General features: G+C 64.0%; 23 protein-coding genes and 1 tRNA gene. 9 read left to right on the forward strand and 15 right to left on the reverse strand.

Translation table 11 applies throughout. The features are described from left to right. Nucleotides 1-90: 90 nt before the first annotated feature. From LY632_RS07085 to cpdR, 3 genes are all read right to left on the reverse strand, one after another. Nucleotides 91-1314 carry an NADP-dependent isocitrate dehydrogenase gene (locus tag LY632_RS07085; protein ID WP_234093176.1) on the reverse strand — a complete coding sequence of 408 codons (1224 nt, stop codon included), beginning with the start codon at nucleotides 1312-1314 and terminating at the stop codon, nucleotides 91-93. A gap of 123 nt (nucleotides 1315-1437) precedes the next feature. Further along, a tRNA-Val gene (locus LY632_RS07090) sits at nucleotides 1438-1512 on the reverse strand. A 98-nt stretch (nucleotides 1513-1610) separates the two neighbouring features. Further along, a complete protein-coding gene (cpdR, locus tag LY632_RS07095) occupies nucleotides 1611-2006 on the reverse strand; it encodes a cell cycle two-component system response regulator CpdR (protein WP_234093118.1) in 396 nt (131 codons plus the stop codon). 264 nt (nucleotides 2007-2270) lie between these two features. Here cpdR and LY632_RS07100 point away from each other — a divergent pair, with 264 nt between their 5' ends. Next, nucleotides 2271-3047: an N-formylglutamate amidohydrolase gene (locus tag LY632_RS07100; RefSeq protein WP_234093119.1), complete on the forward strand. Its 777-nt coding sequence runs from the start codon at nucleotides 2271-2273 to the stop codon at nucleotides 3045-3047. Nucleotides 3048-3212: 165 nt separating this feature from the next. Here LY632_RS07100 and LY632_RS07105 read toward each other — a convergent pair whose 3' ends face one another. Both LY632_RS07105 and LY632_RS07110 read right to left on the reverse strand, forming a co-directional pair. Further along, nucleotides 3213-3989 (reverse strand): SapC family protein, encoded by a 777-nt coding sequence (locus LY632_RS07105; RefSeq protein WP_234093120.1) that lies wholly within the window; start codon nucleotides 3987-3989, stop codon nucleotides 3213-3215. 116 nt (nucleotides 3990-4105) lie between these two features. Beyond that, on the reverse strand, nucleotides 4106-5536 hold the full coding sequence (locus LY632_RS07110; protein ID WP_234093122.1) for an FAD-binding oxidoreductase: 1431 nt from the start codon (nucleotides 5534-5536) through the stop codon (nucleotides 4106-4108). 161 nt (nucleotides 5537-5697) lie between these two features. On the opposite strand from LY632_RS07110, the gene LY632_RS07115 reads away from it, so the two are divergent. The 3 genes from LY632_RS07115 (at nucleotide 5698) to LY632_RS07125 (ending at nucleotide 8647) form a co-directional block, all read left to right on the forward strand. After that, nucleotides 5698-6243, forward strand: a complete 546-nt coding sequence (locus LY632_RS07115) for a hypothetical protein (RefSeq protein WP_234093124.1) — start codon at nucleotides 5698-5700, stop codon at nucleotides 6241-6243. Between the two features lie 132 nt (nucleotides 6244-6375). Beyond that, nucleotides 6376-7761: a DEAD/DEAH box helicase gene (locus LY632_RS07120; RefSeq protein WP_234093126.1), complete on the forward strand. Its 1386-nt coding sequence runs from the start codon at nucleotides 6376-6378 to the stop codon at nucleotides 7759-7761. Nucleotides 7762-7813: 52 nt separating this feature from the next. Continuing rightward, on the forward strand, nucleotides 7814-8647 hold the full coding sequence (locus tag LY632_RS07125) for a sterol desaturase family protein (RefSeq protein ID WP_234093128.1): 834 nt from the start codon (nucleotides 7814-7816) through the stop codon (nucleotides 8645-8647). 6 nt (nucleotides 8648-8653) lie between these two features. Here the strand turns inward: LY632_RS07125 and LY632_RS07130 are convergent, their stop codons facing one another. After that, nucleotides 8654-9565, reverse strand: a complete 912-nt coding sequence (locus LY632_RS07130; protein ID WP_234093130.1) for a LysR family transcriptional regulator — start codon at nucleotides 9563-9565, stop codon at nucleotides 8654-8656. 532 nt (nucleotides 9566-10097) lie between these two features. Here LY632_RS07130 and LY632_RS07135 point away from each other — a divergent pair. Continuing rightward, on the forward strand, nucleotides 10098-11162 hold the full coding sequence (locus tag LY632_RS07135) for a hypothetical protein (RefSeq protein ID WP_234093132.1): 1065 nt from the start codon (nucleotides 10098-10100) through the stop codon (nucleotides 11160-11162). Here the strand turns inward: LY632_RS07135 and LY632_RS07140 are convergent. Then, nucleotides 11159-13477: an ATP-dependent helicase gene (locus LY632_RS07140; RefSeq protein WP_234093134.1), complete on the reverse strand. Its 2319-nt coding sequence runs from the start codon at nucleotides 13475-13477 to the stop codon at nucleotides 11159-11161. The two genes, LY632_RS07135 and LY632_RS07140, sit on opposite strands and share 4 nt — an antisense overlap. 137 nt (nucleotides 13478-13614) lie before the next feature. Between LY632_RS07140 and LY632_RS07145 the strand changes: the two genes are divergently transcribed. Together LY632_RS07145 and LY632_RS07150 are read left to right on the forward strand one after the other, a co-directional pair. Further along, nucleotides 13615-13917, forward strand: coding sequence for a hypothetical protein (locus tag LY632_RS07145; protein WP_234093136.1), 303 nt, complete (start codon nucleotides 13615-13617; stop codon nucleotides 13915-13917). 284 nt (nucleotides 13918-14201) lie between these two features. Beyond that, nucleotides 14202-14582, forward strand: a complete 381-nt coding sequence (locus LY632_RS07150; RefSeq protein WP_234093137.1) for a hypothetical protein — start codon at nucleotides 14202-14204, stop codon at nucleotides 14580-14582. Nucleotides 14583-14589: 7 nt separating this feature from the next. On the opposite strand, the gene rsmD is transcribed toward LY632_RS07150, so the two are convergent. Both rsmD and LY632_RS07160 read right to left on the reverse strand, forming a co-directional pair. Then, on the reverse strand, nucleotides 14590-15138 hold the full coding sequence (gene rsmD / locus LY632_RS07155; protein ID WP_234093138.1) for a 16S rRNA (guanine(966)-N(2))-methyltransferase RsmD: 549 nt from the start codon (nucleotides 15136-15138) through the stop codon (nucleotides 14590-14592). After that, on the reverse strand, nucleotides 15135-15944 hold the full coding sequence (locus LY632_RS07160) for a pseudouridine synthase (RefSeq protein ID WP_234093140.1): 810 nt from the start codon (nucleotides 15942-15944) through the stop codon (nucleotides 15135-15137). The genes rsmD and LY632_RS07160 overlap by 4 nt, the downstream gene beginning before the upstream one ends. A gap of 103 nt (nucleotides 15945-16047) precedes the next feature. On the opposite strand from LY632_RS07160, the gene LY632_RS07165 reads away from it, so the two are divergent. Continuing rightward, the gene (locus tag LY632_RS07165; protein WP_234090466.1) at nucleotides 16048-17760 is read left to right on the forward strand and encodes an MFS transporter; all 1713 of its coding nucleotides are present in this window, start codon (nucleotides 16048-16050) and stop codon (nucleotides 17758-17760) included. 148 nt (nucleotides 17761-17908) lie between these two features. Next, nucleotides 17909-18055 (forward strand): hypothetical protein, encoded by a 147-nt coding sequence (locus LY632_RS07170; protein WP_234090467.1) that lies wholly within the window; start codon nucleotides 17909-17911, stop codon nucleotides 18053-18055. Here LY632_RS07170 and LY632_RS07175 read toward each other — a convergent pair. The 6 genes from LY632_RS07175 to LY632_RS07200 all read right to left on the reverse strand — a co-directional run bounded on the left by LY632_RS07175 (nucleotide 18052) and on the right by LY632_RS07200 (nucleotide 23484). Further along, nucleotides 18052-19287: a folylpolyglutamate synthase/dihydrofolate synthase family protein gene (locus tag LY632_RS07175; RefSeq protein ID WP_234090468.1), complete on the reverse strand. Its 1236-nt coding sequence runs from the start codon at nucleotides 19285-19287 to the stop codon at nucleotides 18052-18054. The genes LY632_RS07170 and LY632_RS07175 overlap by 4 nt on opposite strands. Before the next feature lie 96 nt (nucleotides 19288-19383). Further along, entirely contained in the window at nucleotides 19384-20235 is an 852-nt protein-coding gene (accD, locus tag LY632_RS07180) for an acetyl-CoA carboxylase, carboxyltransferase subunit beta (RefSeq protein ID WP_234090469.1), read from the reverse strand. Nucleotides 20236-20298: 63 nt separating this feature from the next. Beyond that, nucleotides 20299-21093 (reverse strand): tryptophan synthase subunit alpha, encoded by a 795-nt coding sequence (trpA, locus tag LY632_RS07185; RefSeq protein WP_234090470.1) that lies wholly within the window; start codon nucleotides 21091-21093, stop codon nucleotides 20299-20301. Beyond that, nucleotides 21090-21497, reverse strand: a complete 408-nt coding sequence (locus LY632_RS07190; protein ID WP_234090471.1) for an endonuclease domain-containing protein — start codon at nucleotides 21495-21497, stop codon at nucleotides 21090-21092. The genes trpA and LY632_RS07190 overlap by 4 nt, the downstream gene beginning before the upstream one ends. A 63-nt stretch (nucleotides 21498-21560) precedes the next feature. Further along, nucleotides 21561-22781, reverse strand: a complete 1221-nt coding sequence (gene trpB, locus LY632_RS07195; protein WP_234090472.1) for a tryptophan synthase subunit beta — start codon at nucleotides 22779-22781, stop codon at nucleotides 21561-21563. A 67-nt stretch (nucleotides 22782-22848) separates the two neighbouring features. Continuing rightward, on the reverse strand, nucleotides 22849-23484 hold the full coding sequence (locus tag LY632_RS07200; protein ID WP_234090473.1) for a phosphoribosylanthranilate isomerase: 636 nt from the start codon (nucleotides 23482-23484) through the stop codon (nucleotides 22849-22851). Nucleotides 23485-23487 lie beyond the last annotated feature (3 nt).

Here is a 23487-nt window from a genome sequence, read left to right on the forward strand (position 1 = left end):
TGTGGTAGCCCCCGGAATCAGAAAGGGCGACCCACCGATTCGATGGGCCGCCCCCGATTTACGCAGGTCGAGGTTGGTGGTTCCGCAGGCTTACGCCCAGTTCGCCATTTCCTTCTCGAGGTTCTGGACGATGGTCTCGAAGAACTGCTCGGTGGTCTGCCAGTTCTGGTTCGGGCCGATCAGCAGCGCGAGATCCTTGGTCATGCAGCCGGCTTCGACAGTCTGGATGCAGACTCGCTCCAGCGTCTCGGCGAACTTCACCACGTCCGGCGTTTCGTCGAACTTGCCGCGATACATCAGGCCGCGGGTCCATGCGAAGATGCTGGCGATGGGGTTGGTCGAGGTCGCCTTGCCCTGCTGGTGCTGGCGATAGTGGCGGGTGACGGTGCCGTGCGCAGCCTCGGCCTCGACGGTCTTGCCGTCGGGGCTGAGCAACACGCTGGTCATCAGGCCGAGCGAGCCGAAGCCCTGCGCCACCACGTCTGACTGCACGTCGCCGTCGTAGTTCTTGCAGGCCCAGACGAACTTGCCGCTCCACTTGAGTGCGCTGGCGACCATGTCGTCGATCAGGCGGTGTTCGTAGTGGATGCCCAGTTCCTTGAACATCTCGGCGAAGCCTTCGGTGTCGAACACTTCCTGGAACAGGTCCTTGAAGCGCCCGTCATAGGCCTTCATGATGGTGTTCTTGGTGCTGAGGTACACCGGCCAGCCGAGGTTGAGGCCGTAGTTGAAGCTGGCGCGGGCGAAGTCGCGGATCGAATCGTCGAGGTTGTACATCGCCATCGCCACGCCGGCGCTGGGGAAGTCGAACACGTCGAGGTCGAGCTTGGTGCCATCCTCGCCGTCGAACACCAGGCGAAGCTTACCCGGACCCGGGATCAGCGTGTCGGTGGCGCGGTACTGGTCGCCGAAGGCATGGCGGCCGACCACGATCGGATCGGTCCAGCCCGGCACAAGCCGCGGCACATTGTCGATCACGATCGGCTCGCGGAACACCACGCCGCCCAGGATATTGCGGATGGTGCCGTTGGGGCTCTTCCACATTTTCTTGAGGCTGAATTCCTCGACCCGCTGCTCGTCAGGGGTGATGGTGGCGCACTTCACGCCGACGCCATATTGCTTGATGGCATTGGCGGAATCGACCGTCACCTGGTCGTCGGTCGCGTCGCGGTTCTCGATCGAAAGATCATAATACTTCAGGTCGACATCGAGATAGGGCAGGATCAGCCGCTCGCGGATCCACTGCCAGATGATGCGGGTCATTTCGTCGCCATCGAGCTCGACGACCGGGTTCTTGACCTGGATTTTCTGCATGGTTGCCTGTTGCCTCTCTTGGGGAGTTTTCACGGTTGCGCGGGCCATAGCAGAGCGTCGGTCCGGTGCAAGTGAGGGGCGGCAACGAAAAAGCCCGCCGTTCTGGCGGGCTTCTCGAAGCGATGGTGGGCGTAGCAAGGATTGAACTTGCGACCCCTACGATGTCAACATAGTGCTCTACCACTGAGCTATACGCCCGCACCATCGGTTGCCATGCGCGGTTGCGCGTTCGGCAGGAGCGGCCCTTTAGCGAGGCCTCCGGCCTCGTGCAAGTGCCGAATTGCTGCTTCGATCCCCTACTTCGCCAGGGCCTGGTCAAGGTCCTCGAATGTCCGTTCGACTTCCAGAACGAGGTCGCGCAGGTGGAAGGGCTTGGACAATACCTTCGCCTGCGGCTGGTCGCGACTGGCCTTCAGGGATACCGCAGCGAAGCCCGTAATGAACATCACCCGTGTGTGCGGGCTTAATTCGTTGCAGCGCTGGGCCAGTTCAATGCCATCCATCTCGGGCATGACAATGTCCGACAGCAGCAAATCGTATTGCTGCGATTCGAGCAGCGGCAAAGCCGCTGTGCCGCGATCGACCGCGGCAACCTCATATCCTGCATTCTCGAGCGCCCGGGCGAGGTAGGTCCGCATGGCCTCCTCATCCTCGGCCAGCAATATGCGACGCGAAGGTGCGTTGTTATCCATGCCCTGCGGTCTAGCGCCAATCGTTTAAGAATTCTTTGGTCCTGTAACATGCGCCCTGCTTTGACACAGAGTGCGATCCGGTCCAGCAGAGAGGTAATGGTAAACACCGGTAACCAGGCCAGTCCGGGAAGATCGTACGGGGGTTCAATCCCCGGCTCGACCGATTCCGCGTTCTTCTGCCAAGGAATTGAAAAGCCAGAACTCCCTGTCCTGATTGCGGCACCACACGCGGGGCGCAGCTATCCCGAATCGCTGCGTGAGCGGATGCGTGACCCGGCCTATTCGATGCTGCGCCTGGAAGATCGGCTGATCGATGTTGTGGCGATGGACATTGCACGAGAGACGGGTGCTCCGCTGATCATCGCGCAGGCACCGCGCGCGATGATCGACCTTAACCGCGCAGATGACGATATGGACTGGTCGATGGTGGCCGACGGCGATCCCGGAAAGACCGGGCATTCGCGCGCGAACCGGCGCGCACGCAGTGGCCTGGGGCTGATCCCCCGCCGGCTGACCGGGCTCGGCGAGATCTGGAGCGAGCGGCACACCAAGGCCGAAGTCGCCGAGCGGATCGGAGCGATCCATGACCCCTATCATCGCGCGGTGTCAGAAGCGCTATCCGCGATCCGGCGCCGATGGGGAGCGGCGCTGCTCGTCGACCTGCACTCGATGCCCCCGCTCAAGAAGCGCCATCCGGACGACCAGCCCGCAGAGTTCGTCATCGGGGACCGTTTCGGGGCCTCCAGCGACGGCATGCTGTCGGCTGCGGCGCTTCGTTACTTTGCCCGGCACGAGCGGCGTGCGGCGCACAACCGGCCCTATGCAGGTGGATACGTGCTCGACCGGCATGGCAAGCCCTCCCTCGGCATCCATGCAATCCAGTTGGAGGTGTGTCGTTCGCTCTATCTCGATCTACGCCATGAGGCGGCCAATCGCAGATTGCCGCAGATCGCACGGCTGTTGAGCGGGCTGGTGCGTGCGCTCGCGACCGAGGTCATTCCCCCCGCGCGCGAGCGAGATCTTCCCTTGGCTGCCGAATAAAAAACCACCTCGCAGGTCAGACCTGCGAGGTGGCCAAGGTTCAGGGAGGGATGCACCGTGGTGCACCATCCAGCCGGGTGATGAGGGGGGAGCCCGGCCGGACCCCTTAAATTTGGTAATCGCCGCGCGGAGTTCAAGACCCCGCGCCGAGCAATTCAGGATAGGTCAGTTTACCGGCGCCGGAGCTGGCACCAGTCCGGCATTGACCTGCCGCGCGAAAATGTTGCGCATCAGGTCAAGCGAGAACATGTGGGCGTAGATCAGCGGCAGCAGGCCGTTCTTGGCCCATTCGTCCAGCTTCTCGGTCGGGACTTCGTTGAGCTTCTCCTGGTTCACCATCTGGAAGCCGCGATAAATGTACGGCTGGCCCGGGAAATCGGCCCGCTCGATCGAGATTTCGCCGTCCATCAGCAGGTTGTGGGCCTGGATCTGTTCGATGAACGCCTTGGTCCGCATGCCGGCTTCCTCGAACTTTTCGCAGAAGTCGAGAATGCGCTTCGTCGCATCGGTGGTACCGCCGTTCTCGTCGAACAGCGGCTCGCCATCGGTGAATTCGCCGACCGAGCTCGACGTCGGGTCGAAGCACAGCGAAAGATCTTCGCTGTCGGGCTGAAGCTTCGCGAGCAGGAACGGATAGCGGCGGATATAGGCGGGCAGGTAGACCGGCTCATTGATTTTGCCATCGGCGTCGATGAAGGTGTTCACACCTTCGTTGAGGCCCATCAGCACCAGCGGCAGCGGGTTGTCGCCCGACGAGAACACGATCGGGAAGTGACGCTGCGCCTGGACGAATTCCTCGACTGTCAATGGTATGGCATGGTGCTTGGCAAGGAAGGGTGCCGCATCCATCGGACGGGTGGCGTACTTGCTGTGATCCCGTGTGTTGAGCGGCATCAGGTCGTTGTAAAGCAGGGGCAGGCTGGGCTGCGGCGCGCTGGCCATGGAAATTCTCCGAAACTCGTGGCTGGTCTCGGCGGCAGCGACCCCCGCTGCCGCGCGTGATGGGCGGGGGCTTTAGGGGGTCACGCGCGCGGGCGCAAGCGGAACGAACCGAGCCCTCATGCCCGCGGCACGAGCTTGCCCGGATTCATCAGGCCATGCGGGTCGATCGCCCGCTTGACGGCACGCATCAACGCCAGCGAGACGGGGTCGCCCAGCCGACCCAGCTCGTCACGCTTCATCTGGCCAATCCCATGCTCCGCGCTGATGGATCCGCCCCATCCGGTCACGAGATCGTGGACCACCGCACTGATCTCCTTGCCTTCACCATCTTCCCACTCCCCGGGAGTGACACCTTTCGGAGCAAGGATATGGAAATGGACATTTCCGTCGCCCAAGTGGCCGAAAGCGACAGCCCTGGTGCCGGGAAAGCGCCGTTCCATTTCGGGCGCTGCCATCTCGACAAAGTCGGGCATCCGTTCCACCGGCACGGAAATGTCGTGCTGCATGGCCGGACCGAGCGCACGTTCGGCAGGCGAGATTGAATCCCGCAACAGCCAGAACGCCTCGGCCTGCGTCTCGTTGGCGGCGATGGTCGCATCCTGCACCAGTCCGTCCTCGAACGCTCTTGCCAGCAGGGTTTCGGCGAGTTCAGGCAGTTGTGCGGCGCTCGCTGCGTTCCCGACCAGCTCGATCAGGGCATACCACGGGTGAGGCTGCCCAAGTGGGTCGCGTGCGTCAGGCAGGTGTGCCAACACAGCCTCGAGCGAATGACGAGGCATCACCTCGAAGCCTTCGAGCGCGTCATCGGCGATCTTCTCTGCATGGAGCAGCAAGCGGCGGGCGTCCTTGATGCTGGCCAGTCCCGCCCACAAGACTGTGCGGCCGCCGATGGCGGGAAGCAGGCGTAGCGTGGCGGCAGTGACAATGCCGAGTGTCCCTTCCGATCCTATCAGTAGCTGCTTCAGGTCGAAACCGCGGTTGTCCTTCTTGAGCGGGACAAGCCCTTCGAACACGCTGCCATCCGGCAACACGGCCTCGATGCCCAGGACTTGGGCTCGCATGGTTCCATGGCGAAGGACCTGCGTTCCGCCTGCATTGGTGGATATCAGCCCGCCAATGGTGGCGGATCCCTTGCCGCCAAGGGTCAACGGGAAGCGCAAGCCCTTGGACTCGACCGCTTCATGCAGGTTTTGCAGGATCACCCCGGCCTCGCATGTCGTCTGCCGGGCGTCGGGATCGATACGGCGGATTGCGTTCATTCGCCTGAGCGACAGAACAATCGCATGGCCTTCGGCGTCGGGAGTCGCCCCGCCACACATGCCGCTGTTGCCGCCTTGCGGGACGATCGGGACGCCATGGTCGGCACACAGCTTGACCAGGGCTGCCACTTCTTCTGTCGAGGCGGGAGAGGCCATGGCGAGCGCTCGCCCGGTATATCGACCGCGCCAGTCGGTCAGCCATGGGGTCATGAGGTCGGCGTCGCGCGTCAGTCCACGCGGACCGAGCAAGGTGGCAGCAGCTTCGAGGAATGCAGTGGAATCCGGCATGGCTGGCCTATGCCACAGCTTCGGCCAGGGCCGCCAGCACTTGCGGAATATGACAAAGCAATTAAGCCGCCATTCAAACCATGGGGGTATAGCGGGACCCGTCGCACCAATGCTTGCCGGAGTTTTCCGGCCGATATGGGGAGGCTTTCGTCTCTTAGGATATGTTCAACTGGGCTGCCATGTTTGCGCCTGTCGCACTGCTGTTGCCCGCTGTCATGACCGACAGCGAGGGTGACGCGAGGCAGTTGGGCAGTCCCGAGGCGGCGACACGGCCAGTTTCCGAAAATGAGCTGTGGACTGCTTTTCGGCCATGGGAAACCGAACGCCTGCCACAGCAGGTTCGCATCCAGCAGCGCGTGGTCATTCGCATTTCGCCTGCCCGCCCGCGCAGCGGTTCGATCGATGAAGTTCCCCGCGTCGTTCCGTCAAGGGTGGTCGAACGAAAGATGGGCAAGTGCGTCGCCATGAACGACATCGTCGCGTTCCAGACCGGCGCGACCAACAAGCTGATCCTGTTTCTGCGCAACAGACAGATGATCAGTGCCGAGCTGGAAAAGGCCTGCGCGGCGCGTGATTTCTACTCGGGTTTTTATGTCGAACCGAGCAAGGACGGGAATCTCTGCATCAAGCGCGAACAGCTGCAATCACGCAACGGCACCAAATGCGAGATCGCCAAGTTCGCCCGGCTTGAGGCCGCGCGCGATTGAATGTGTTCCCCGCCAAGGGGAAATCTTGACATTTTGGCCAGTTTTCGCGAAGGGCGCGCAGAGTGCGCAGCGCCAGCTCCGCATTCTTTGCAGGGGTCCGGTTACGGGCCATCATATTTTCCGGACATCCGAATGACATTTGCCGATCTCGGCCTTTCACCCGAATTGCTCAAAGCGGTCGATGCCGCCGGGTACAGCGAACCGACTCCGATCCAGGCGCAGGCCATCCCGCCGGTGCTGATGATGAAAGACATCATCGGCATCGCCCAGACCGGCACCGGCAAGACCGCCAGCTTCGTGCTGCCGATGATCGACATCATGGCCAATGGTCGCCGGCGTGCGCTGATGCCGCGCTCGCTGATCCTCGAGCCGACCCGCGAGCTCGCCGCCCAGGTGGCCGAGAACTTCGAGAAGTACGGCGTCAACCATGATCTCAAGATGGCTCTGCTGATCGGCGGAGTGCAGATGGGTGACCAGCTCAAGGCACTGAATGAAGGCGTCGACGTCCTGATCGCGACGCCGGGCCGGCTGATGGACCTGTTCGAGCGTGGCAAGATCATGCTCAACGGTTGCGAGCTGCTGGTGATCGACGAGGCGGACCGGATGCTCGACATGGGGTTCATTCCCGATATCGAGTTCATCTGCTCCAAGCTGCCCGAAACGCGCCAGACCATGCTGTTCAGCGCCACCATGCCGCCGCCGATCGAGAAGCTGGCTAAGAAGTTCCTCAACAATCCCAAGCGGATCGAAACGGCGCGGGCGGCGACGACCAACAAGGATATCACCGCTTTCCGGGTCAATGTCCCGACTCGCCAGAAGCGCGAAACGCTGCGCTGGCTGCTGCGCAACGATCTGGTCGAGACCGCGATCATCTTCGCCAACCGCAAGACGACCGTGCGCGAGATCAACAAGAGCCTGCAAAGCCACGGCTTTTCCTCGAGCGAGATCCATGGCGACATGGACCAGTCGAGCCGGATCAAGGAACTTGAACGGTTCAAGAAAGGCGAAGTGACTATCCTGGTTGCGTCCGACGTTGCCGCGCGCGGACTCGATATCAAGGGCGTCAGCCACGTCTTCAACTTCGACACGCCGTGGCACCCGGACGATTATGTCCACCGCATCGGCCGCACCGGTCGCGCCGGGGCCAAGGGCCGCGCCTTTACCTTCGTCGCGCCCGAGGATGCCGAAGCCATCGACAATGTCGAGAAGCTGACCGGCGCCAAGATACCCGTGTTCGGCAAGGCGGATGTCCGTGTCGAGCTCAAGCCGGCGCCCGAGCCCGAAGTGCACGAGGAAGAGCCGCGCGAGGACAAACCGCGCCGCGCCAAGAAGGAAGCACGCGACGATCGCCCCGAACGCGAACCCCGCAAGCCGCGCCGTGACGAGCGCCCGGAGCGCGAGGAGCGTCCGCGCGAACAGCGGGCCTCGCGCCGGAACGAGCCGCAGGATCCGCCGACCAAGCCGGGGGAATGGAACGGTCCGCGTCCCGGTTTCCTCGACGTCACTTTCGGCAGCTGATCAAGCCGGATCTTAACGCTTCGCTTACCACACAGGGCGCATGGTTTGCGCCATGGAAACGCTCACCGCCGCCCTCGGCAAAACCGCCTGGGACATGCTGCTGACACTGGCCCCGCTGGGTGCGGTGTTCGGCATGCTGGCGCTGGCGATGAAGCGCGGTGCCATGGCGGGGTACCTGCGGCGCACACGGCGCGAGACTGAGACCAACCTGGCGTTGGTCGCGTTCAACTATGTTTTCCTCGCAACGTTCTTCACCGGTGTCGCTGCAGGGTGGGAAGGGCGCGCGGCCGGTGTTGCGATCCTGAGCGACTTCTGGGCCGGCGCGAATCCTATCTTGGTCCTCACGGTCACCATGCTGGCGGGCGAATTCGTCGTCTATTGGCGCCATCGGATTGAGCACCTGCCGCTGCTGTGGCCGATCCATGCGGTGCATCATTCGGACGAAGCGATGACCTGGCTCGCGCTGCTGCGCAAACACCCGCTGGCCTACTTGCTGGCCCTGTTTGTCGACACCGTCCCGCTGCTGCTTATGGGACTGCCGGTGTGGGCGGTTGCGGCGTGCGCGCTGGCACGGAGCAGCTGGGGCTATTTCATCCATGCAGATCTGCCCTGGACGCTTGGACCGCTCGGCCAATGGCTCATCTCCCCGGCCGCTCACCGGCTGCACCATATCGACGACCTGGAACTGTGCGGCAGCAATTACGGCGGCGTGCTGACGCTGTGGGATCGGCTGTTCGGCACGTACATCGACCCCGCTCCCTATATCGGCTGCCGCACCGGCGTCGACGGCGGGTCGCGCGGGTTCCTGGGCGAAGTGGCCCGACCGTTCGAGGCCTGGGCCGGTCGCCGCCCGGTCGATGCCCCGCAGGAGCCGGCGGAGGCCTAGCCTGGGCTAAGCCGCCTGCGCCACGGCCAGATGTGGCGGGCGGCGAGCGAGGGTCTGCTGGATCTGTTCCACCACCAGGTCAATCACCGCGCGGATATGCGGCTGGCGTCGGGCGGTGTCGGTGGTGACCATCCAGCCGGGCGTGGTCAGTTCCTCGATCGGCGGTAGCAGGCGCACGAGGCCGGGCATGCCATCGGCCATCATGCACGGCAGGATCGCCGCGCCAAGGCCCGAACGCACCGCTGCGCTGATGCTCGACATCGAGCTTGAGCGATGGGCAATCTCCGCATCGGGCAGGTGCTGCGCGATCCAGCGGTTGGTGATGTTGGTATCGTCGGTCGAGGCGACCAGTGGATAGCGCGCGAGGTCCTCGACGCTGGCGGGCATGCCCAGCCGCTCGACCATCTCATGGGTGGCGTAGAAGCTCTCCAGCATGTCGAGCAGGTGCCGCACCACCAGCGATTCCTGCGTCGGGCGGGGGCCGAAGCGCACCGCCACATCGGCCTCGCCACGGGCCAGGTCGACATAATGCTCGGAGGTGAGGATCTCGACGCGGATTTCAGGGTGCTGTCCGCGCAGCAGGCCAATCGCCGGAATGACCCATGCGTTGACGGCTGACTCTACCGTCGAGATCCGCACCGTGCCCGCCAGCCGCCGCGATTCCGCCGCCACGCCATCGGAGAAATTGAGGATCGCCGCTTCGACACTTTCCGCCGCCGGCAGCACCGATTGCCCGCGCGGGGTCAGCTCGTATCCCGAGGGCCTGCGGACGAACAGCTGGACCCCCAGCTGCGCCTCCAGCGCGGTGATCCGGCGCGACACTGTCGATTGGCTGGCGCGCAGCTGGGTCGAGGCGGCCAGCGTGCTGCCGCTCCGCGCAACGGCGAGGAAATAGCGCAGGTCGTTCCAGTCGAGCATCGGCACTTCGCCTCGGTCCAGAGGGGTTATGCATTCCTGCATAACACAGATGCAGGAGTAGTGTTAGCGGCCGCAGAGCGTGAGGCGTATCTGGGTTTCACGACGATGGAACGGTCCACCGCCCGACAGGAAACCCAAGGATAGGAGATCCGCCATGACCAGGTTCAACATTTTCGCTTTCGCCGGTGCGCTGGTGGCTTCGCTCAACACCTTCGCCTTCGCGCTCGCCACCTCGCCGGTCGCGATCCTCAGCGCCTGAGCGAGCAGGCTTCCCCCGGGCGGAGAGTTCCTCTCCCCTCTCCGCCACCACACCCCCGCCGCACCCCCCGGCGGGGGTTTTGGTATGTCGTCGCATTGCCTCAACTCATGAGCAATAGACGCCTCGGCAAAATTCCATTCGGGCGGGATTGTAAACTTGCTTGGCATCGTGAGCTCAAAAATCATTTGATGGGACAGTATGTGAAAGAAATGTTCTCGCATTGAGTCGTAAGCGCTGGCAGATATTCAGATCAGACCGCTTGGGGAGGGGAACTTGCGCTCGATAGGCATACTGATCGCCATAGTTGGCGCAATATACGTCCTGATAGCCTTCAACATGGACGTTTCTATATCGACCCCATCTACCTATGTTCCGGGTGTTGGTAACGTCGGAGGAGGTGATGTTGCGAACTTAGATCTCATGGAAAGAAGGCAAAACCACCTAATAGTTGCTTGCTTTGTTACTCTTATTGGTTCATTAATGGCTATTTTTGGTAAAAATTATCAAGGCAAGGTGGGTTTTGAATCAATTGGTAGTGAGGGTAACACTCGAGCAGATGCGGTTTTTCAGGGTGAAAGAAATCTTAAGAGTGACCCTTACAGGTTATGGCTTTCAGATTATTACGGTATCACAAGAAATGAATTGTTTGATCGCTTTGTTCTTGCCGACCAAACTTTTGATTCTCTAGATGACGCACTTGCTGAACCCGATCGTCAGGAAAGCGCCAAAATTCTTGCTGCGAGCGAGCATGCCGAACAGCTTAGGTTAGAAGCCGAGGAACTCGATGCCAAAAGAATTGAGGAAGTAAGAATAGCTGAAGCTGAATGGGAAGAGTTTCGGCCTAAGCTTTATGTCGGCTTAAGCTTGATGGCGATGGTTTTGACCGGACTGTATTTTCTAGTTAGGGAAACCCCGGAAGAGCGGAATGCAAGGCTTGCTGCAGAGGAAGCTGCGGCCAGCGCCGCTTTCGAAGACGCATCACAAGCAATCGGAATCAAATTTCCCGATGACGTGAAGGTTATTGAGAAGGATGATAGCGGAAACTCAACGTGGTGTAACCCAGAGTTTATGATGAACCCAACAGCGATGGGATCAGGCAATATTGTTGAATACAGATTCCGAACCGCCATAGATGCGACCTCGTTGAAGAAGCGATTTATGGACGTCTACGGTGAAGGCGAGCCTGACTTACCCTTGCTGGAGGACGACAACTCTGATTGGCGGTGGTCCAAGGGCGAACGGAAAATTCTTCTTAGACATCTGGACTATGAGGGCGGCGACGAGAAAATTGTCTGCGTTGCGTCACCAGAGATCGAGCCAACCTCCAAGTCTCCTTAGCCAGCCACCGTCACGAAGCTGTCGATCACCCGCTTCACCCCGGCCTTCTCGAACTCGATCTCCAGCTTGTTGCCTTCCTGGTCCGTCACCACGCCGTAACCGAACTTGTCGTGGAACACGCGCGCGCCGATGGCGATGTCTGTGCGAGCCTTGGCGGCGAAGCTGGCGGCGCTGCGGTGGTTTTCCTTCACCACCGCTGGCCGGGTTTCGTAGCCGCTGGTCAGGGCCCGCTGCCAGCCGGGGCCGCGTAGCTGCGAGCGGTCGGGCCGGTCGCGCATTACGTGGGCGAAGGGGTCGTCCTGTTCGGAAAGTCCCGCCCGCCAGAGCGACGCACCGCCGGTGAGGGTGGTTTCCTGCTCGATCTGTTCGGCCGGCAGTTCCTCGATGAAACGGCTGGGAATGCTGCTGGTCCACTGGCCGTAGATGCGGCGGTTGGCGGCGTGAAGGATGGTGCAGCGCCGCCGGGCGCGGGTGATGGCGACATAGGCCAGCCGCCGCTCCTCCTCGAGGCTCGCCAGCCCGCCTTCATCGAGCGCGCGCTGGCTGGGGAACACGCCCTCTTCCCAGCCGGGCAGGAAAACGTGGTTGAACTCCAGCCCCTTGGCCGCGTGCATGGTCATGATGGTGACCTTTTCCTCGTCCGGGCTGGCGTCGTTGTCCATCACCAGGCTGACGTGTTCGAGGAAATCGCCGAGCGTCTCGTATTCCTCCATCGCCCGGGCGAGTTCGGAGAGGTTTTCCAGCCGCCCCTTGGCCTCGGTGGTTTTCTCCGCCTCCAGCATGGCGTTGTAGCCGGTTTCCTCCAGCACTTCGCGCAGCAGGTCGGAGGGGGCAAGCTGCTCGGCGCGCTCGCGCCAGTGCAGGAACTGCCGCATCAGCCCGCCGATGGTCCCTGCCGCGCGCGCTGGCAGCTCGTCGCTGTCGGCCAGTTGCAGAGCCGCCGCCGCCAGCGGCAGGTTCGCCCGCCGGGCATATTGGTGCATTTTCTCCAGCGTCTTCGCGCCGAGCCCGCGCTTGGGCTGGTTGTAGATCCGCTCGAACGCCAGATCGTCCTGCGGCTGGGCGATCACCCGCAGATAGGCCAGCGCATCGCGGATTTCGGCCCGCTCGTAGAAACGGAAACCACCGATGATGCGGTAGTTGAGCCCGATCTGGATGAAGCGGTCCTCGAACTCGCGGGTCTGGTACTGGGCGCGAACGAGGATGGCGATCTCGTCCAGCGGCACGCCTTCGCGTTCGACCCGCTCGATCTCCTCGCCCACCCGGCGCGCTTCCTCGGGACCGTCCCACACGCCGATCACGCGGACCTTCTCGCCGGCGTTGACCTCGGTCCACAGCGTCTTGCCGAGCCGCTGGCTATTTGACGCGATCAGACCCGATGCGGCGGCGAGGATATGCGGAGTGGAGCGATAGTTCTGCTCCAGCTTGATCACTTTCGCGCCCGGAAAATCTTTCTCGAAGCGCAGGATGTTGGCCACTTCCGCGCCACGCCAGCTGTAGATCGACTGGTCGTCGTCCCCCACGACGCAGATGTTCTTGCGCGCCTGCGCAAGCAGCCGCAGCCACAGATACTGGACGGCGTTGGTGTCCTGGTATTCGTCGACCAGGATGTATTTGAAGCGCTGCTGATACTGCTCCAGCACCTCGCGGTGCTTGCGGAAGATCGTCAGCATGTGGAGCAGAAGGTCGCCGAAATCGCAGGCGTTCAGCGCTTTCAGCCGGTCCTGATAGAGCTGGTAGAACTGCTGCCCCCGGCCATTGGCATAGGCTTCGTTGTCGATGGCATCGAGATCGCCCGGGTTGAGGCCGCGGTTTTTCCACCCGTCGACCAACCCTGCGAGCTGCCGCGCGGGCCAGCGCTTCTCGTCCAATTCGTTCTGCTGGATCAGCTGCTTGAGCAGACGCAGCTGATCATCGGTGTCGATGATGGTATAGTTGCTCTCCAGCCCGACCAGCTCGGCATGGCGGCGCAGCATCTTGGCGCAGATCGAATGGAAGGTGCCGAGCCAGGGCATCCCCTCGACCGCATCGCCGATATGCTGTGCGACGCGGTGGCGCATCTCGCGCGCCGCCTTGTTGGTGAAGGTGACGCACAGGATCTCGCTCGGCCATGCCTTGCGCATGGCGATCAGATGCGCGAGCCGCGCAGTCAGGGCGGCGGTCTTGCCCGTTCCCGCCCCGGCCAGCATCAGTACCGGGCCTTCGCTGGTCAGCACGGCTTCACGCTGGGGCAGATTGAGCCGCTCCGCATAGGGCGGCAGGCCGGTGTCACCGGCGGCGAGGGCGAGGGGGTAGGGGGCGGTGTTGTCGGTCATGCTGCTGGTGAACAGTTAGGGAACATGGGGCAGGGGGGCAAGCCTCGCCTTGCAAGACCTGCGCGGAACCAAGGCAGGGGCCCTTCATTGATTCAACAAGGACGGAAACGACCAACCAAGATCGAAGGACCTGGAAAATGAGGAACATCATCGCTGGAACGTTAAGTGCCCTGACCATCATCAGTTTCACCGCCGCCGCGGCAACGGCGCAAACGGCAGACCGCCCCCAACGTGCCGACAAGCAAGACTATACCACAAAGGTGAAGGCCGAAGTGGTTGAGCGCAATGCCCAGGGCAAGGCGACCAAGGTCAGGATCGGCGAATACATTGTCGATGTTTGCATGGACGAGGGAATGACAGATGGCTGCATCAACCCGCGTGCAGCCGGTCTCAACTGGGGCAACTATCCCGCCGCGACCTATCAGCCGGACGACGACTGATCGGCGCACTGCTTCGGCTCCCATGCGCGGCGAACTTGGGGAGCCACCTTACAGCTTCGCCTGCGCAAGACGGGCGGGTGTGCCATGGCGCACTCGCCCGTTTTCATGCCTGCGACGAACCGCTCGCCCCGTTTGCAGCACCGAAGCTGGCGGAAGGAAGGTGCCGTGCGATGGGCCTCGGGGCGTGGGGTTGCCGACGCGGCAAGCAACTGGGATAGCGGAGGTGCCTCGCCTGAGAGGCGGGTCGCGTTCGTCGCGCACGGGAACAGTCAAAGGAGTATCCCATGCGTAATTCGTCTCTCGTTATCCTGTGCGCAGGTGCCCTGGCCGCGCCTGCGCTGTCCCAAGGCATGCCCGATGGCATGCCGGACCATCATGGCTCACTACCCGGCGCGCCTCCGGCAGAGGCACCTGCGCCGGGCCTGTCTGCCGAGCAGCAGGCTGCGTTGGCAGCGTGGCCCCCTGACGTGCAGGAATACTACCGCTCGCTTCCGCCGCCGCGGCAGGAGACCTTCTGGCTGCTGACCGACGAATACAAGGTCAAGCTCGCCGGCATGGACGAAACCCAGCGCGTCGCCGCTTGGGAGCAGATCGAGCAGAAACTCCAGGAACGCGCCGATGCCATGACGCAAAAGGACAAACAGCCCGAATCCGAACCGCAATAGCGGCGTTTCAGGGGGTGGGAAGGCGGAGGATGGTCAGCTTCGCCTTCCCTACCTTGCGTTCCGATTCCACTTCGAGACCTTTGACTTCGGGCGTTTCCCTGGCTGAGGTTTCCAGCGCGATCCAGGTCGCGGGGCCGATCCAGCCCAATCGCAGCAGCTTGTCGAGCGCGACTTCGCCGGCCCCCGTCTCATAGGGCGGATCGGCGAGGATGAGGTCGACCGTGCCGCGTGCCGGGCCGAGGCTCATTACCGAACCGCCGGTCACGCTCGCCCGGTCGCGCGCACCGAGCCCTGCGATATTGGCGCGGATCGCTTCGAGCGCGGCCTTGTCCTGCTCGACGAACTGGCACTGCGCCCCCCCGCGCGACAGTGCCTCCAGACCTAGCGCGCCCGATCCCGCGAACAGGTCCAGCACCGAGAGCCCTTCGAAGCTGCCGAGGCGGCTGGCGAGCATGGAGAACAGCGTTTCGCGCGTGCGGTCAGCGGTGGGGCGCGTGTTGTCCCCCCGGGGCGCGACGAGTTTCCTCCCGCGCCATTCCCCGGCGATGATCCTCATGCCTTCTTCAGCGTGCTTAGGAACCGGGCGAGATCGCCCTTGCGGATTTCGGCGGCCTGGCCGCGCGGCAGGTCGGCCAGTTCGAACGGGCCGTAGGACGTGCGCATCAGCCGGCTGACCTCCAGCCCGAAGTGTTCCAGCACGCGGCGGATTTCGCGGTTCTTGCCTTCGGTGATGGTCAGTTCGATCCACTGGTTGCGCCCCGTCCTGCGCTCCATATTGGCATCGATCCGGCCATAGCGGACGCCGTCGATTGTAATCCCTTCGATCAGGCTTTCGAGCTGTTCCTGCGTCACCTCGCCGAACGCGCGGGCGCGGTAGGTGCGCGGCACGCCGCTGGAGGGCAGCTCCATCCGCCGCTTCAACTCGCCGTCATTGGTCAGCAGCAGCAGCCCCTCGGTATTGTAGTCGAGCCGCCCGATCGGCATCACCCGCCCGGCATCCTTGGGCAAGGCATTGCGCAGCGCGTCATAGATCGTCGGGCGGCCCTTGGGGTCGTATTCGGCGGTCAGCAGGCCCGACGGCTTGTGGAAGGCGAACAGGCGCGTTTCCTCGGCCTTGCCGACCTGCTTGCCGTCCACCGTCACGCCGCTCAGGCTCTCAAGAAAAGTCGCCGGGGTATCGATCACCTTGCCGCCGACCGCCACGCGGCCCTCGGCGATCATCCGCTCGACCTCGCGGCGGCTGGCGACACCGGCGCGGGCGAGCAGCTTGGCGATGCGGTCGCCTTCGGGGCGATCGGCGGCCCGTTCAGCTTTTGGCTTGGGTTGCTGTGGTTTGCCGGGATGGTTGTAAGCACGGGTCATGCCGCGCCCCTACACGCCAACACGATGCGGTGGAAGCGCGTTAGGGCAGGGCTTCCCTTGGCGCAGGCGCACGTTAGGGAAGGGACAAGAGGGAGTTGTGGCAATGAGCGAAGCAAAAGCGAAACCCGGTTGGCGTGCCGTCATCCGCGCGCTGGGGCAGCCCAAGACCGGCTATATGCTGCTGTTCGGCTTTGCCGCCGGCCTGCCCTATGCGCTGCTGCTCGGCACGCTCTACGCCTGGCTCAGCGACGCCAAGGTCGATCTGGAGACCATGGGGGTCTTTTCGCTGATCGGGCTTGCCTATGCCTTCAAGTTCCTGTGGTCGCCCGCGCTTGACCGGATCGACCTGCCGCTGCTCCACCGGCTGGGCAAGCGCAAGCAGTGGATCGTCACCGCGCAGCTGATGCTGGGGGCGTTCCTCGTTATCTTGTCGATGCTCAACCCGCTGACGCAGCTCGGCTGGTTCAGCCTGCTCGCCGGGCTGGGCGCCTTTGCCAGCGCGACGCAGGACGTGGTGATCGACGCCTGGCGGGTCGATGTGGCAGACGAGGTCGCGACCATCGACATGCTCTCCACCGTGTACCAGCTCGGTTACCGCATCGCGGCGCTGGTCGGCGGGGCCCTGGCGCTGTTCATGGCCGAGCGGACCAGCTGGCCGACGGTCTACCTCACCATGGGCGCGATCCTGCTGGTGGTCGGCTTCGTCGGGCTGTGGGCCCCTGACACGGACGCGAAGGCCGATAACCTCGCCGAAGCCAACCAGGCCGATCCGCACGGATTGCGCGGTGTGGGCCAGCTCAGCCCGCGTGTCCGGGCGTGGTCCTTGGGCGCAGTTGCCGCGCTGTGGCTGTGGGCGCTGCTGACGGTCGGCAGCTTCATGGTCCGCTCGCTGACGGCGACGCCAGAGACGCGGCCCGATTCGGTCGAGTTCATCACCACCTTCGGTCCGCTGGTTGTGCTGGCGACCGTGGTCCTGCCCGCGCTGATTGCCGCCTGGCTGGTCCGCAAGGAGAAATCGGGCGAGGGGCTCCTGACCGAGGCCAAGCCCGCCCTCACCGGCGCGGACCGCGTGATGGACCACCTCTATCGCGCGCTGGTGCTGCCGCTGACCGACCTGATCGGGCGGCTCGGCTGGGCGATCATCATCGTCATCGCGCTGGTCCTGACCTATCGCATCACGGACTCGATCTGGGGCAGCTTCGCCTATCCGTTCTATCTCGACGAGTTGCAGTATTCGAAGGACGAGGTGGCGGTTGCCTCCAAGTTCTTCGGTGTCGGTGCGCTGATGCTGGGTCTGGCGCTGGGGGGCTACCTGCTCACGGTGCTGGGCCGGATGCTGACGCTGACGCTGGGGGCGTTTCTCGCCGCGGCGACCAATTTGCTCTATGCCGACCTGGCGCGTGGCGGCGCGGTGATGGAGGCGGTGAGCAATATCACCGGCTTCACCTGGCTGGTCTCGCACCTCGGGGGCGACGCGCGAATGGCCAAGCTGATGATGGCGATCGCGGGCGAGAACATCGCTGTCGGTATCGCAGGGGCGGCCTTCGTCGCCTACCTCTCCAGCATCGTCGCCAAGGGGTACAGCGCGGTGCAATATGCGCTGCTGTCCTCGCTCACCCTGCTCGTGGGCACGCTGGGGCGCGGAGCGCTGGGCCAGATGATCGAGGAGCAGGGCTATTTCAGCGTGTTCCTGCTGACGACCGCCATGGGCATGTTCGCCGTGGTGCTGTGCGTGGTGGAATGGGTGCGGCAGGCGCGGCTGGGCAAGGATGCGGGCGTGGTGGCGCCGGAAGCGGTGGCGGCGGAGGCGAAATAACTCCATGAAGCTCGGCTTTCCGGTCTGCCCGAAGTGCAAGGCTGATATGCCGCCACGGCTGCTATTGTGGGGGCTTGGCAGGACCTATGCATGCCCGCGATGCAACGCAAAGCAGGTCGTTCCACGCGGGTCGGGCCTTGGTATCGCGTTGGCGGCGATTACCGTCCACTGGCGTTTCAAGGACAATTTCAGCGGGTTGCAGTCAGTCGGTTTCGTACTGGGTCTGCTGGTGCTGGTCGCGTTGCTAGGCTGGCTGACCATGCGGCCGCGTCTGGTCGACCTTGCGGAAAGCTAGTCGGGTATCTGGTCGTTGAGCCGCAGCACCTCGCCCGCGAGGTAGAGCGAGCCGGCGATCAGGACCGTGAGGCCGTCGTCGGGCAGGGCTGCGATTGCGGTGGCAACATCCGGATTGGCCCTTGCCCCCGTGCCAAACGCTTCGGCCGGGTAACAATCATGCGCGGGAACCGGTACGACTGACAGGCTCACGAACATGTCCGCCAACGGTTTGGTCAGAGCGGCCGGATTCTTGCCCTCGATCATGCCTGCGATCAGGTGAAATCGCTGCCCGGCAAAGTGCTTCGCCAATGCATCCCCCGCAGACGGATTATGCCCCCCGTCCAGCCAGACCTCGCGCCGACCGGTCAGCGGCCCGGACGAAAGGCGCTGGAGCCGCGCGGGCCACCGGGCATCGGCCATGCCCCTTTCGATGGCTGCGTCGGCTATAGGCACGAGCTGCTGCGCGCGAAGCATTGCCGCAGCCAATCCGGCATTCACCCGCTGGTGCTGCCCTGGCAGGGCGATTGGCACATCGGGTGCCTCGCACGCGAGAGTGACGGGCGCGCCAACCCGATCGGCCACCGCCCGAATGGCCGCCATTTCTAGCGGGCGCTGGGCAATGGTAACCAACGGCACGCCCTTCTTGGCAATCCCCGCTTTCTCGAATGCAATCCGCGCCATCGGCTCGGTCGGCACGCCTTCCTCGGGCGCGAGCAGGAAGCGTTCGTGGTCGATCCCCAGCGCGGCGATGCCGCAGGCGGCGAGAACCTCCGGCCCCAGCACATTGGTCGCATCGAACCGCCCGCCGAGCCCGACCTCGACCACGCAGGCATCGGCCGGCTCACGGCTGAAGGCGAGGAAGGCGGCAGCTATGGTCACTTCGAAGAAGCTGGGGTTGAGCCCATCGATCTGTTCGAGAACCTCCCCCAGCAGCGCGGCGAGGTGGTCGTCCTCGATCAGCTTCCCGGCGAGGCGAATGCGCTCGTTGTAGCGCACCAGGTGCGGGCTGGTGGTGACATGGACGCGGTAACCTTCGGCCTCCAGCATCGCCCGCAGGAAGGCGCAGGTCGAGCCCTTGCCGTTGGTTCCGGCGACATGGAAGGTCGGTGGGACCCGCTTGTGCGGATCGCCCAGCCGGGCGAGCAACTGGCGCACCGTCTCCAGCCCCAGCCGCCCGTCGGGCACGCTGAGCGCGGCCAGCCGGTCAAGCTGGGCCTGCACGCCGGGGTGGGAGGAGGTGGCGAAGTCCATTGCCAACCCGTCACCCCAGCGAAAGCTGGGGTCTGTGGCCGCAAGCGCAGGCGCGAGAGGTGAGCGATCCCAGCTTTCGCTGGGATGACGATAACATCACGCCGCCGCCCGGGGCTGCAGGTAATCCAGCAGCGTCGCCAGCTCGCCCCGCAGCTGGTGGCGGTGGACCACGCGGTCGACCATGCCGTGCTTGTGCAGATATTCCGCCCGCTGGAAACCTTCGGGCAATTGTTCGCGAATCGTGTCCTGGATCACCCGCTGCCCGGCAAAGCCGATCAACGCGCCCGGCTCGGCGATATGGATGTCGCCCAGCATGGCATAGCTTGCGGTGACGCCGCCGGTGGTGGGATCGGTCAGCACCACGATATAGGGCAGCTCGGCTTCACGCAGCCGGCGGGTCATCACCGTCGCCTTGGGCATCTGCATCAGGCTGAGGATGCCTTCCTGCATGCGCGCGCCGCCGGCGGCGGTGACGACGATATAGGCGCACTTGCGGGTCAGCGCCCGCTCGGCCCCGGCGCAGAAGGCAGTGCCCACGGCCATGCCCATCGATCCGCCCATGAAGCCGAAGTCCTGCACGCCGACCACCGCCGCGCGCCCGTCGATCGCGCCCGAGCCGACCGTGAAGGCATCGGCATGCGGGTTCTTGGCTCGCGCGTCCTTCAGGCGATCAGGGTATTTCTTGGTGTCGCGGAACTTGAGCGGATCCTCGGTCACCTGCGGCTGGGGCAGCACCTCGTAGCCGGGATCGAGCAGTTGCCGCAGCCGCTCGTCCGCGCCGATACGTCCATGATGGTCGCAGCGCGGGCAGACCTGCTGGTTGTCCTCATACTCGCGGACAAACAGCATCTCCGCGCAGGAGGGGCACTTGATCCAGAGATCTTTTTCGGTGGTGCGCTTGTCCCCGCCGAAGCCGAGCGAGTTTCTGACACGTGTGAACCAGTTCATGGGGTGGCCTTAAACCCAGTTTGCCGAGGCTGAAAGCCCCCTCTTCTTCAGAGGAGGGGGGACTTAGCGCGCCGCGTGCACAGCCGCCGCCAGCGAGGCGGTGTACTCGCGCAGCCTCGCCGGGGCCTCGGCGCCATGCTCGCCGACCAACTCGACCAGCGCGCTGCCGACGACGACGCCGTCCGCTACCTTGGCGATGGCCCTGGCCTGCTCGGGCGTGCGCACGCCGAAGCCGACCGCGACGGGGAGGTCGGTTGCTGCCTTCAATCGCGCCACCGCATCCTCGATGCTGGCCTGCGCCGCCTGCTGCTTGCCGGTGATCCCGGCGACCGAGACATAGTAGAGGAAGCCTTCCGACCCGGCGAGCACCTGCGGCAGGCGCGCGGCATCGGTGGTGGGCGTGGCGAGGCGGATCGGGGCGATCCCGGCGGCGCGGAGCGCGGGGCCGAGGGCATCGTCTTCCTCGGGCGGTATATCGACGCAGATCACCCCGTCGACGCCGCAGCCCTGGCACTCACCCGCGAACCAGTCCGGCCCGCGCCGCACCATCGGGTTGGCATAGCCCATCAGCACCAGCGGCACATCGGGGTGGCGCTCGCGAAACTCATTGGCGATCATGAACACATCGCGCGTGGTCGTGCCCGCGCCGAGGCTGCGCAGGTTCGCAGCCTGGATCGCGGGGCCATCGGCCATGGGATCGGTGAAGGGCATCCCCAGCTCGATCACATCCGCACCGCCCGCGACCAGCGCGTCGAGATTGGCCGCGGTGTCGCCATCGCCTGCGGTGATGAAGCAGACGAGCGCGGGGTGGGGTTTGGCGAAGGCGGCAGAAAGTCTTTTGGGGACGAGGCGGGTCACGAAGCCCTCTCCACTTCAGGGGAGAGGGTTGGGAGAGGGGGACGTACCCGCAATTCCTCGATCAACTCGCCTAATCGTACCAAAACGCCCTCCAAATTTGTCATGACATCTGCGTTGCAGAAGCGGATCACCACGTACCCTTTGCGCTCCAGAAACCGGGTTCGTTCAGCATCGTATGCTTCGTCACCGGAATGCGTATCTCCGTCCAGTTCGACTACCAGCTTCGGATTGTTGGCTGCGAAATCGACGATATAGCGATGGGCATCGTCCTGAATCACCTTCTGCCGTCGGAATTTGACCTCTCCGAACCGTTTGGCCCGCAGTTGCAGCCACAGCCGCGTCTCGGGCTCGGTCATTTCCTTGCGCATGGCCTTGGCGCGGCGCGTGAGATCGAGGTCACGCATGAGAGTTCTCATTCCCCTCTCCCAACCCTCTCCCCTGAAGGGGAGAGGGCTTTTGCGGGGCCATCACATCTCCACTCCCAGCTTCTCACCTACTGTGAAGATGTCCTTGTCGCCGCGCCCGCAGAGATTGGCGAGGATGATCTGGTCGCGGTCCATGGTCTTCGCGACCTTGGCCACGGCGGCGATGGCGTGGCTCGGCTCCAGGGCGGGGATGATCCCCTCGGTCCGGCACAGCAGCTGGAAGGCGTCGAGCGCCTCGTCATCGGTGACTGCGGTGTATTCGACCCGGCCCATGTCCTTGAGCCAGGCATGTTCCGGCCCGATGCCGGGATAATCGAGCCCCGCGCTGATCGAGTGGCCCTCGGTGATCTGGCCGTCCTCGTCCTGCAGCAGGTAGGTCTTGTTGCCATGGAGCACGCCGGGGAAGCCGCCGAGCAGGCTGGCCGCGTGCTGGTCACCATCTAGGCCGTAGCCTGCCGCCTCGACCCCCAGCATCTTCACATCGGGATCGTCGAGAAAGGGGTGGAACAGGCCCAGTGCATTGGAGCCGCCACCGATCGCCGCCACCAGCAGATCGGGCAGGCGTCCGGTGCGTTGCATCATTTGTGCGCGCGCTTCCTTGCCGATCACGCTCTGGAAATCGCGCACCAGCTCAGGGTACGGATGCGGCCCGGCGGCGGTGCCGATGATGTAGAAGGTGTCATGGACATTCGCGACCCAGTCGCGCAGCCCTTCGTTCATCGCGTCCTTTAATGTCGCCGCGCCGCTCGTGACGGGCACCACTTCCGCGCCGAGCAGCTTCATGCGGAACACATTGGGTGCCTGCCGGGCGACATCGGTCGCGCCCATGTAGATCACGCAGGGCAGGCCGAAGCGCGCGCAGACGGTCGCGGTGGCGACCCCGTGCTGGCCCGCGCCGGTTTCGGCGATGATGCGGGTCTTGCCCATCCGCATGGCGAGCAGGATCTGCCCGATGCAATTGTTGATCTTGTGCGCGCCGGTGTGGTTGAGCTCGTCGCGCTTGAACCACACCTGTGCCCCGCCGAGCGCCTCGGTCAGCCGCTCAGCGAAATAGAGCGGGCTGGGGCGGCCGACATAGTGTTCGAGCAAGTCGTCGAACTGCGCCTGGAACGCCGGGTCGGCCTGTGCGGCGCGATATTCGCGCTCGAGGTCGAGCACCAGCGGCATCAGCGTCTCGGCGACATAGCGCCCGCCATAGTCGCCGAAATGGCCTCGCTCGTCCGGCATGTTGCGGAAGGTGTTTGGTTTGGTGGGGGTGTTCATGCGACCCCCCATGCCGTTCGTGTCGGGCGAAGTCGAGACACTATAGATTGCGGCAATTGTATCTCGCCTACGCGCCGCGATGGGCAGCGGCGCAGAAGGCCACGATCTTCGTAACGTCCTTCACACCGGGCGCGCTCTCGATACCGCTCGAGGCATCGACCAATGGTGCGCCGGTGCGTGCGATCGCCTGGGCGACATTGCCCGCGTTGAGCCCGCCGGCGAGGCCCCACGCGGTGGGTCCGCGATAGGCGGTCAGCAGCGACCAGTCGAACCGCAGGCCCATCCCGCCGGGCAGCGCGCCCTTGGGCGTCTTGGCGTCGAACAGCAGAAAATCCGCCGCGCCATGATAGGCATGGGACCGCGCGATATCATCCGCCGTGGCGACTGGCAGGACCTTCCACACTTCCAACCCATACCGCGCCTTGACCTCCGCCACCCGCGCCGGGCTCTCCTCGCCATGCAGCTGGATCGCGTCGAGCCCGGTCGCGACACCTTCGGTCAGCGCCGCGTCATCCGGATCGACGAACAGCCCGACCCGAATGACCCGTCCCTTGGCCTGCAAGGACAAAGCGGCCGCATCTGCGCTGGACAGAAAACGTGGTGAAGGCGGGAAGAACACCAGGCCGACATGGCTCGCCCGCGCGGCAATCGCCGCTTCGAGCACTTTGGCCCGGTCGATGCCGCAGATCTTGATGCCGGTCATGGC

Origin of the sequence: Erythrobacter sp. SDW2 (assembly GCF_021431965.1) — a bacterium.
GTDB lineage: Bacteria > Pseudomonadota > Alphaproteobacteria > Sphingomonadales > Sphingomonadaceae > Parerythrobacter.

Excerpts from the sequence above, each read along its gene's own strand:
- rsmD (WP_234093138.1), bottom strand. The coding sequence starts at position 15,138 with ATGAGGATCATCGCCGGGGAATGGCGCGGGAGGAAACTCGTCGCGCCC.
- LY632_RS07125 (WP_234093128.1), top strand. The coding sequence starts at position 7,814 with ATGGAAACGCTCACCGCCGCCCTCGGCAAAACCGCCTGGGACATGCTG.
- accD (WP_234090469.1), bottom strand. The coding sequence starts at position 20,235 with ATGAACTGGTTCACACGTGTCAGAAACTCGCTCGGCTTCGGCGGGGAC.
- LY632_RS07105 (WP_234093120.1), bottom strand. The coding sequence starts at position 3,989 with ATGGCCAGCGCGCCGCAGCCCAGCCTGCCCCTGCTTTACAACGACCTG.
- LY632_RS07190 (WP_234090471.1), bottom strand. The coding sequence starts at position 21,497 with ATGCGTGACCTCGATCTCACGCGCCGCGCCAAGGCCATGCGCAAGGAA.
- LY632_RS07175 (WP_234090468.1), bottom strand. The coding sequence starts at position 19,287 with ATGGACTTCGCCACCTCCTCCCACCCCGGCGTGCAGGCCCAGCTTGAC.
- LY632_RS07165 (WP_234090466.1), top strand. The coding sequence starts at position 16,048 with ATGAGCGAAGCAAAAGCGAAACCCGGTTGGCGTGCCGTCATCCGCGCG.
- LY632_RS07100 (WP_234093119.1), top strand. The coding sequence starts at position 2,271 with ATGCGTGACCCGGCCTATTCGATGCTGCGCCTGGAAGATCGGCTGATC.
- LY632_RS07140 (WP_234093134.1), bottom strand. The coding sequence starts at position 13,477 with ATGACCGACAACACCGCCCCCTACCCCCTCGCCCTCGCCGCCGGTGAC.
- LY632_RS07110 (WP_234093122.1), bottom strand. The coding sequence starts at position 5,536 with ATGCCGGATTCCACTGCATTCCTCGAAGCTGCTGCCACCTTGCTCGGT.
- LY632_RS07130 (WP_234093130.1), bottom strand. The coding sequence starts at position 9,565 with ATGCTCGACTGGAACGACCTGCGCTATTTCCTCGCCGTTGCGCGGAGC.
- LY632_RS07120 (WP_234093126.1), top strand. The coding sequence starts at position 6,376 with ATGACATTTGCCGATCTCGGCCTTTCACCCGAATTGCTCAAAGCGGTC.
- LY632_RS07115 (WP_234093124.1), top strand. The coding sequence starts at position 5,698 with ATGTTCAACTGGGCTGCCATGTTTGCGCCTGTCGCACTGCTGTTGCCC.
- LY632_RS07160 (WP_234093140.1), bottom strand. The coding sequence starts at position 15,944 with ATGACCCGTGCTTACAACCATCCCGGCAAACCACAGCAACCCAAGCCA.
- LY632_RS07200 (WP_234090473.1), bottom strand. The coding sequence starts at position 23,484 with ATGACCGGCATCAAGATCTGCGGCATCGACCGGGCCAAAGTGCTCGAA.
- LY632_RS07085 (WP_234093176.1), bottom strand. The coding sequence starts at position 1,314 with ATGCAGAAAATCCAGGTCAAGAACCCGGTCGTCGAGCTCGATGGCGAC.
- trpB (WP_234090472.1), bottom strand. The coding sequence starts at position 22,781 with ATGAACACCCCCACCAAACCAAACACCTTCCGCAACATGCCGGACGAG.
- LY632_RS07145 (WP_234093136.1), top strand. The coding sequence starts at position 13,615 with ATGAGGAACATCATCGCTGGAACGTTAAGTGCCCTGACCATCATCAGT.
- LY632_RS07150 (WP_234093137.1), top strand. The coding sequence starts at position 14,202 with ATGCGTAATTCGTCTCTCGTTATCCTGTGCGCAGGTGCCCTGGCCGCG.
- cpdR (WP_234093118.1), bottom strand. The coding sequence starts at position 2,006 with ATGGATAACAACGCACCTTCGCGTCGCATATTGCTGGCCGAGGATGAG.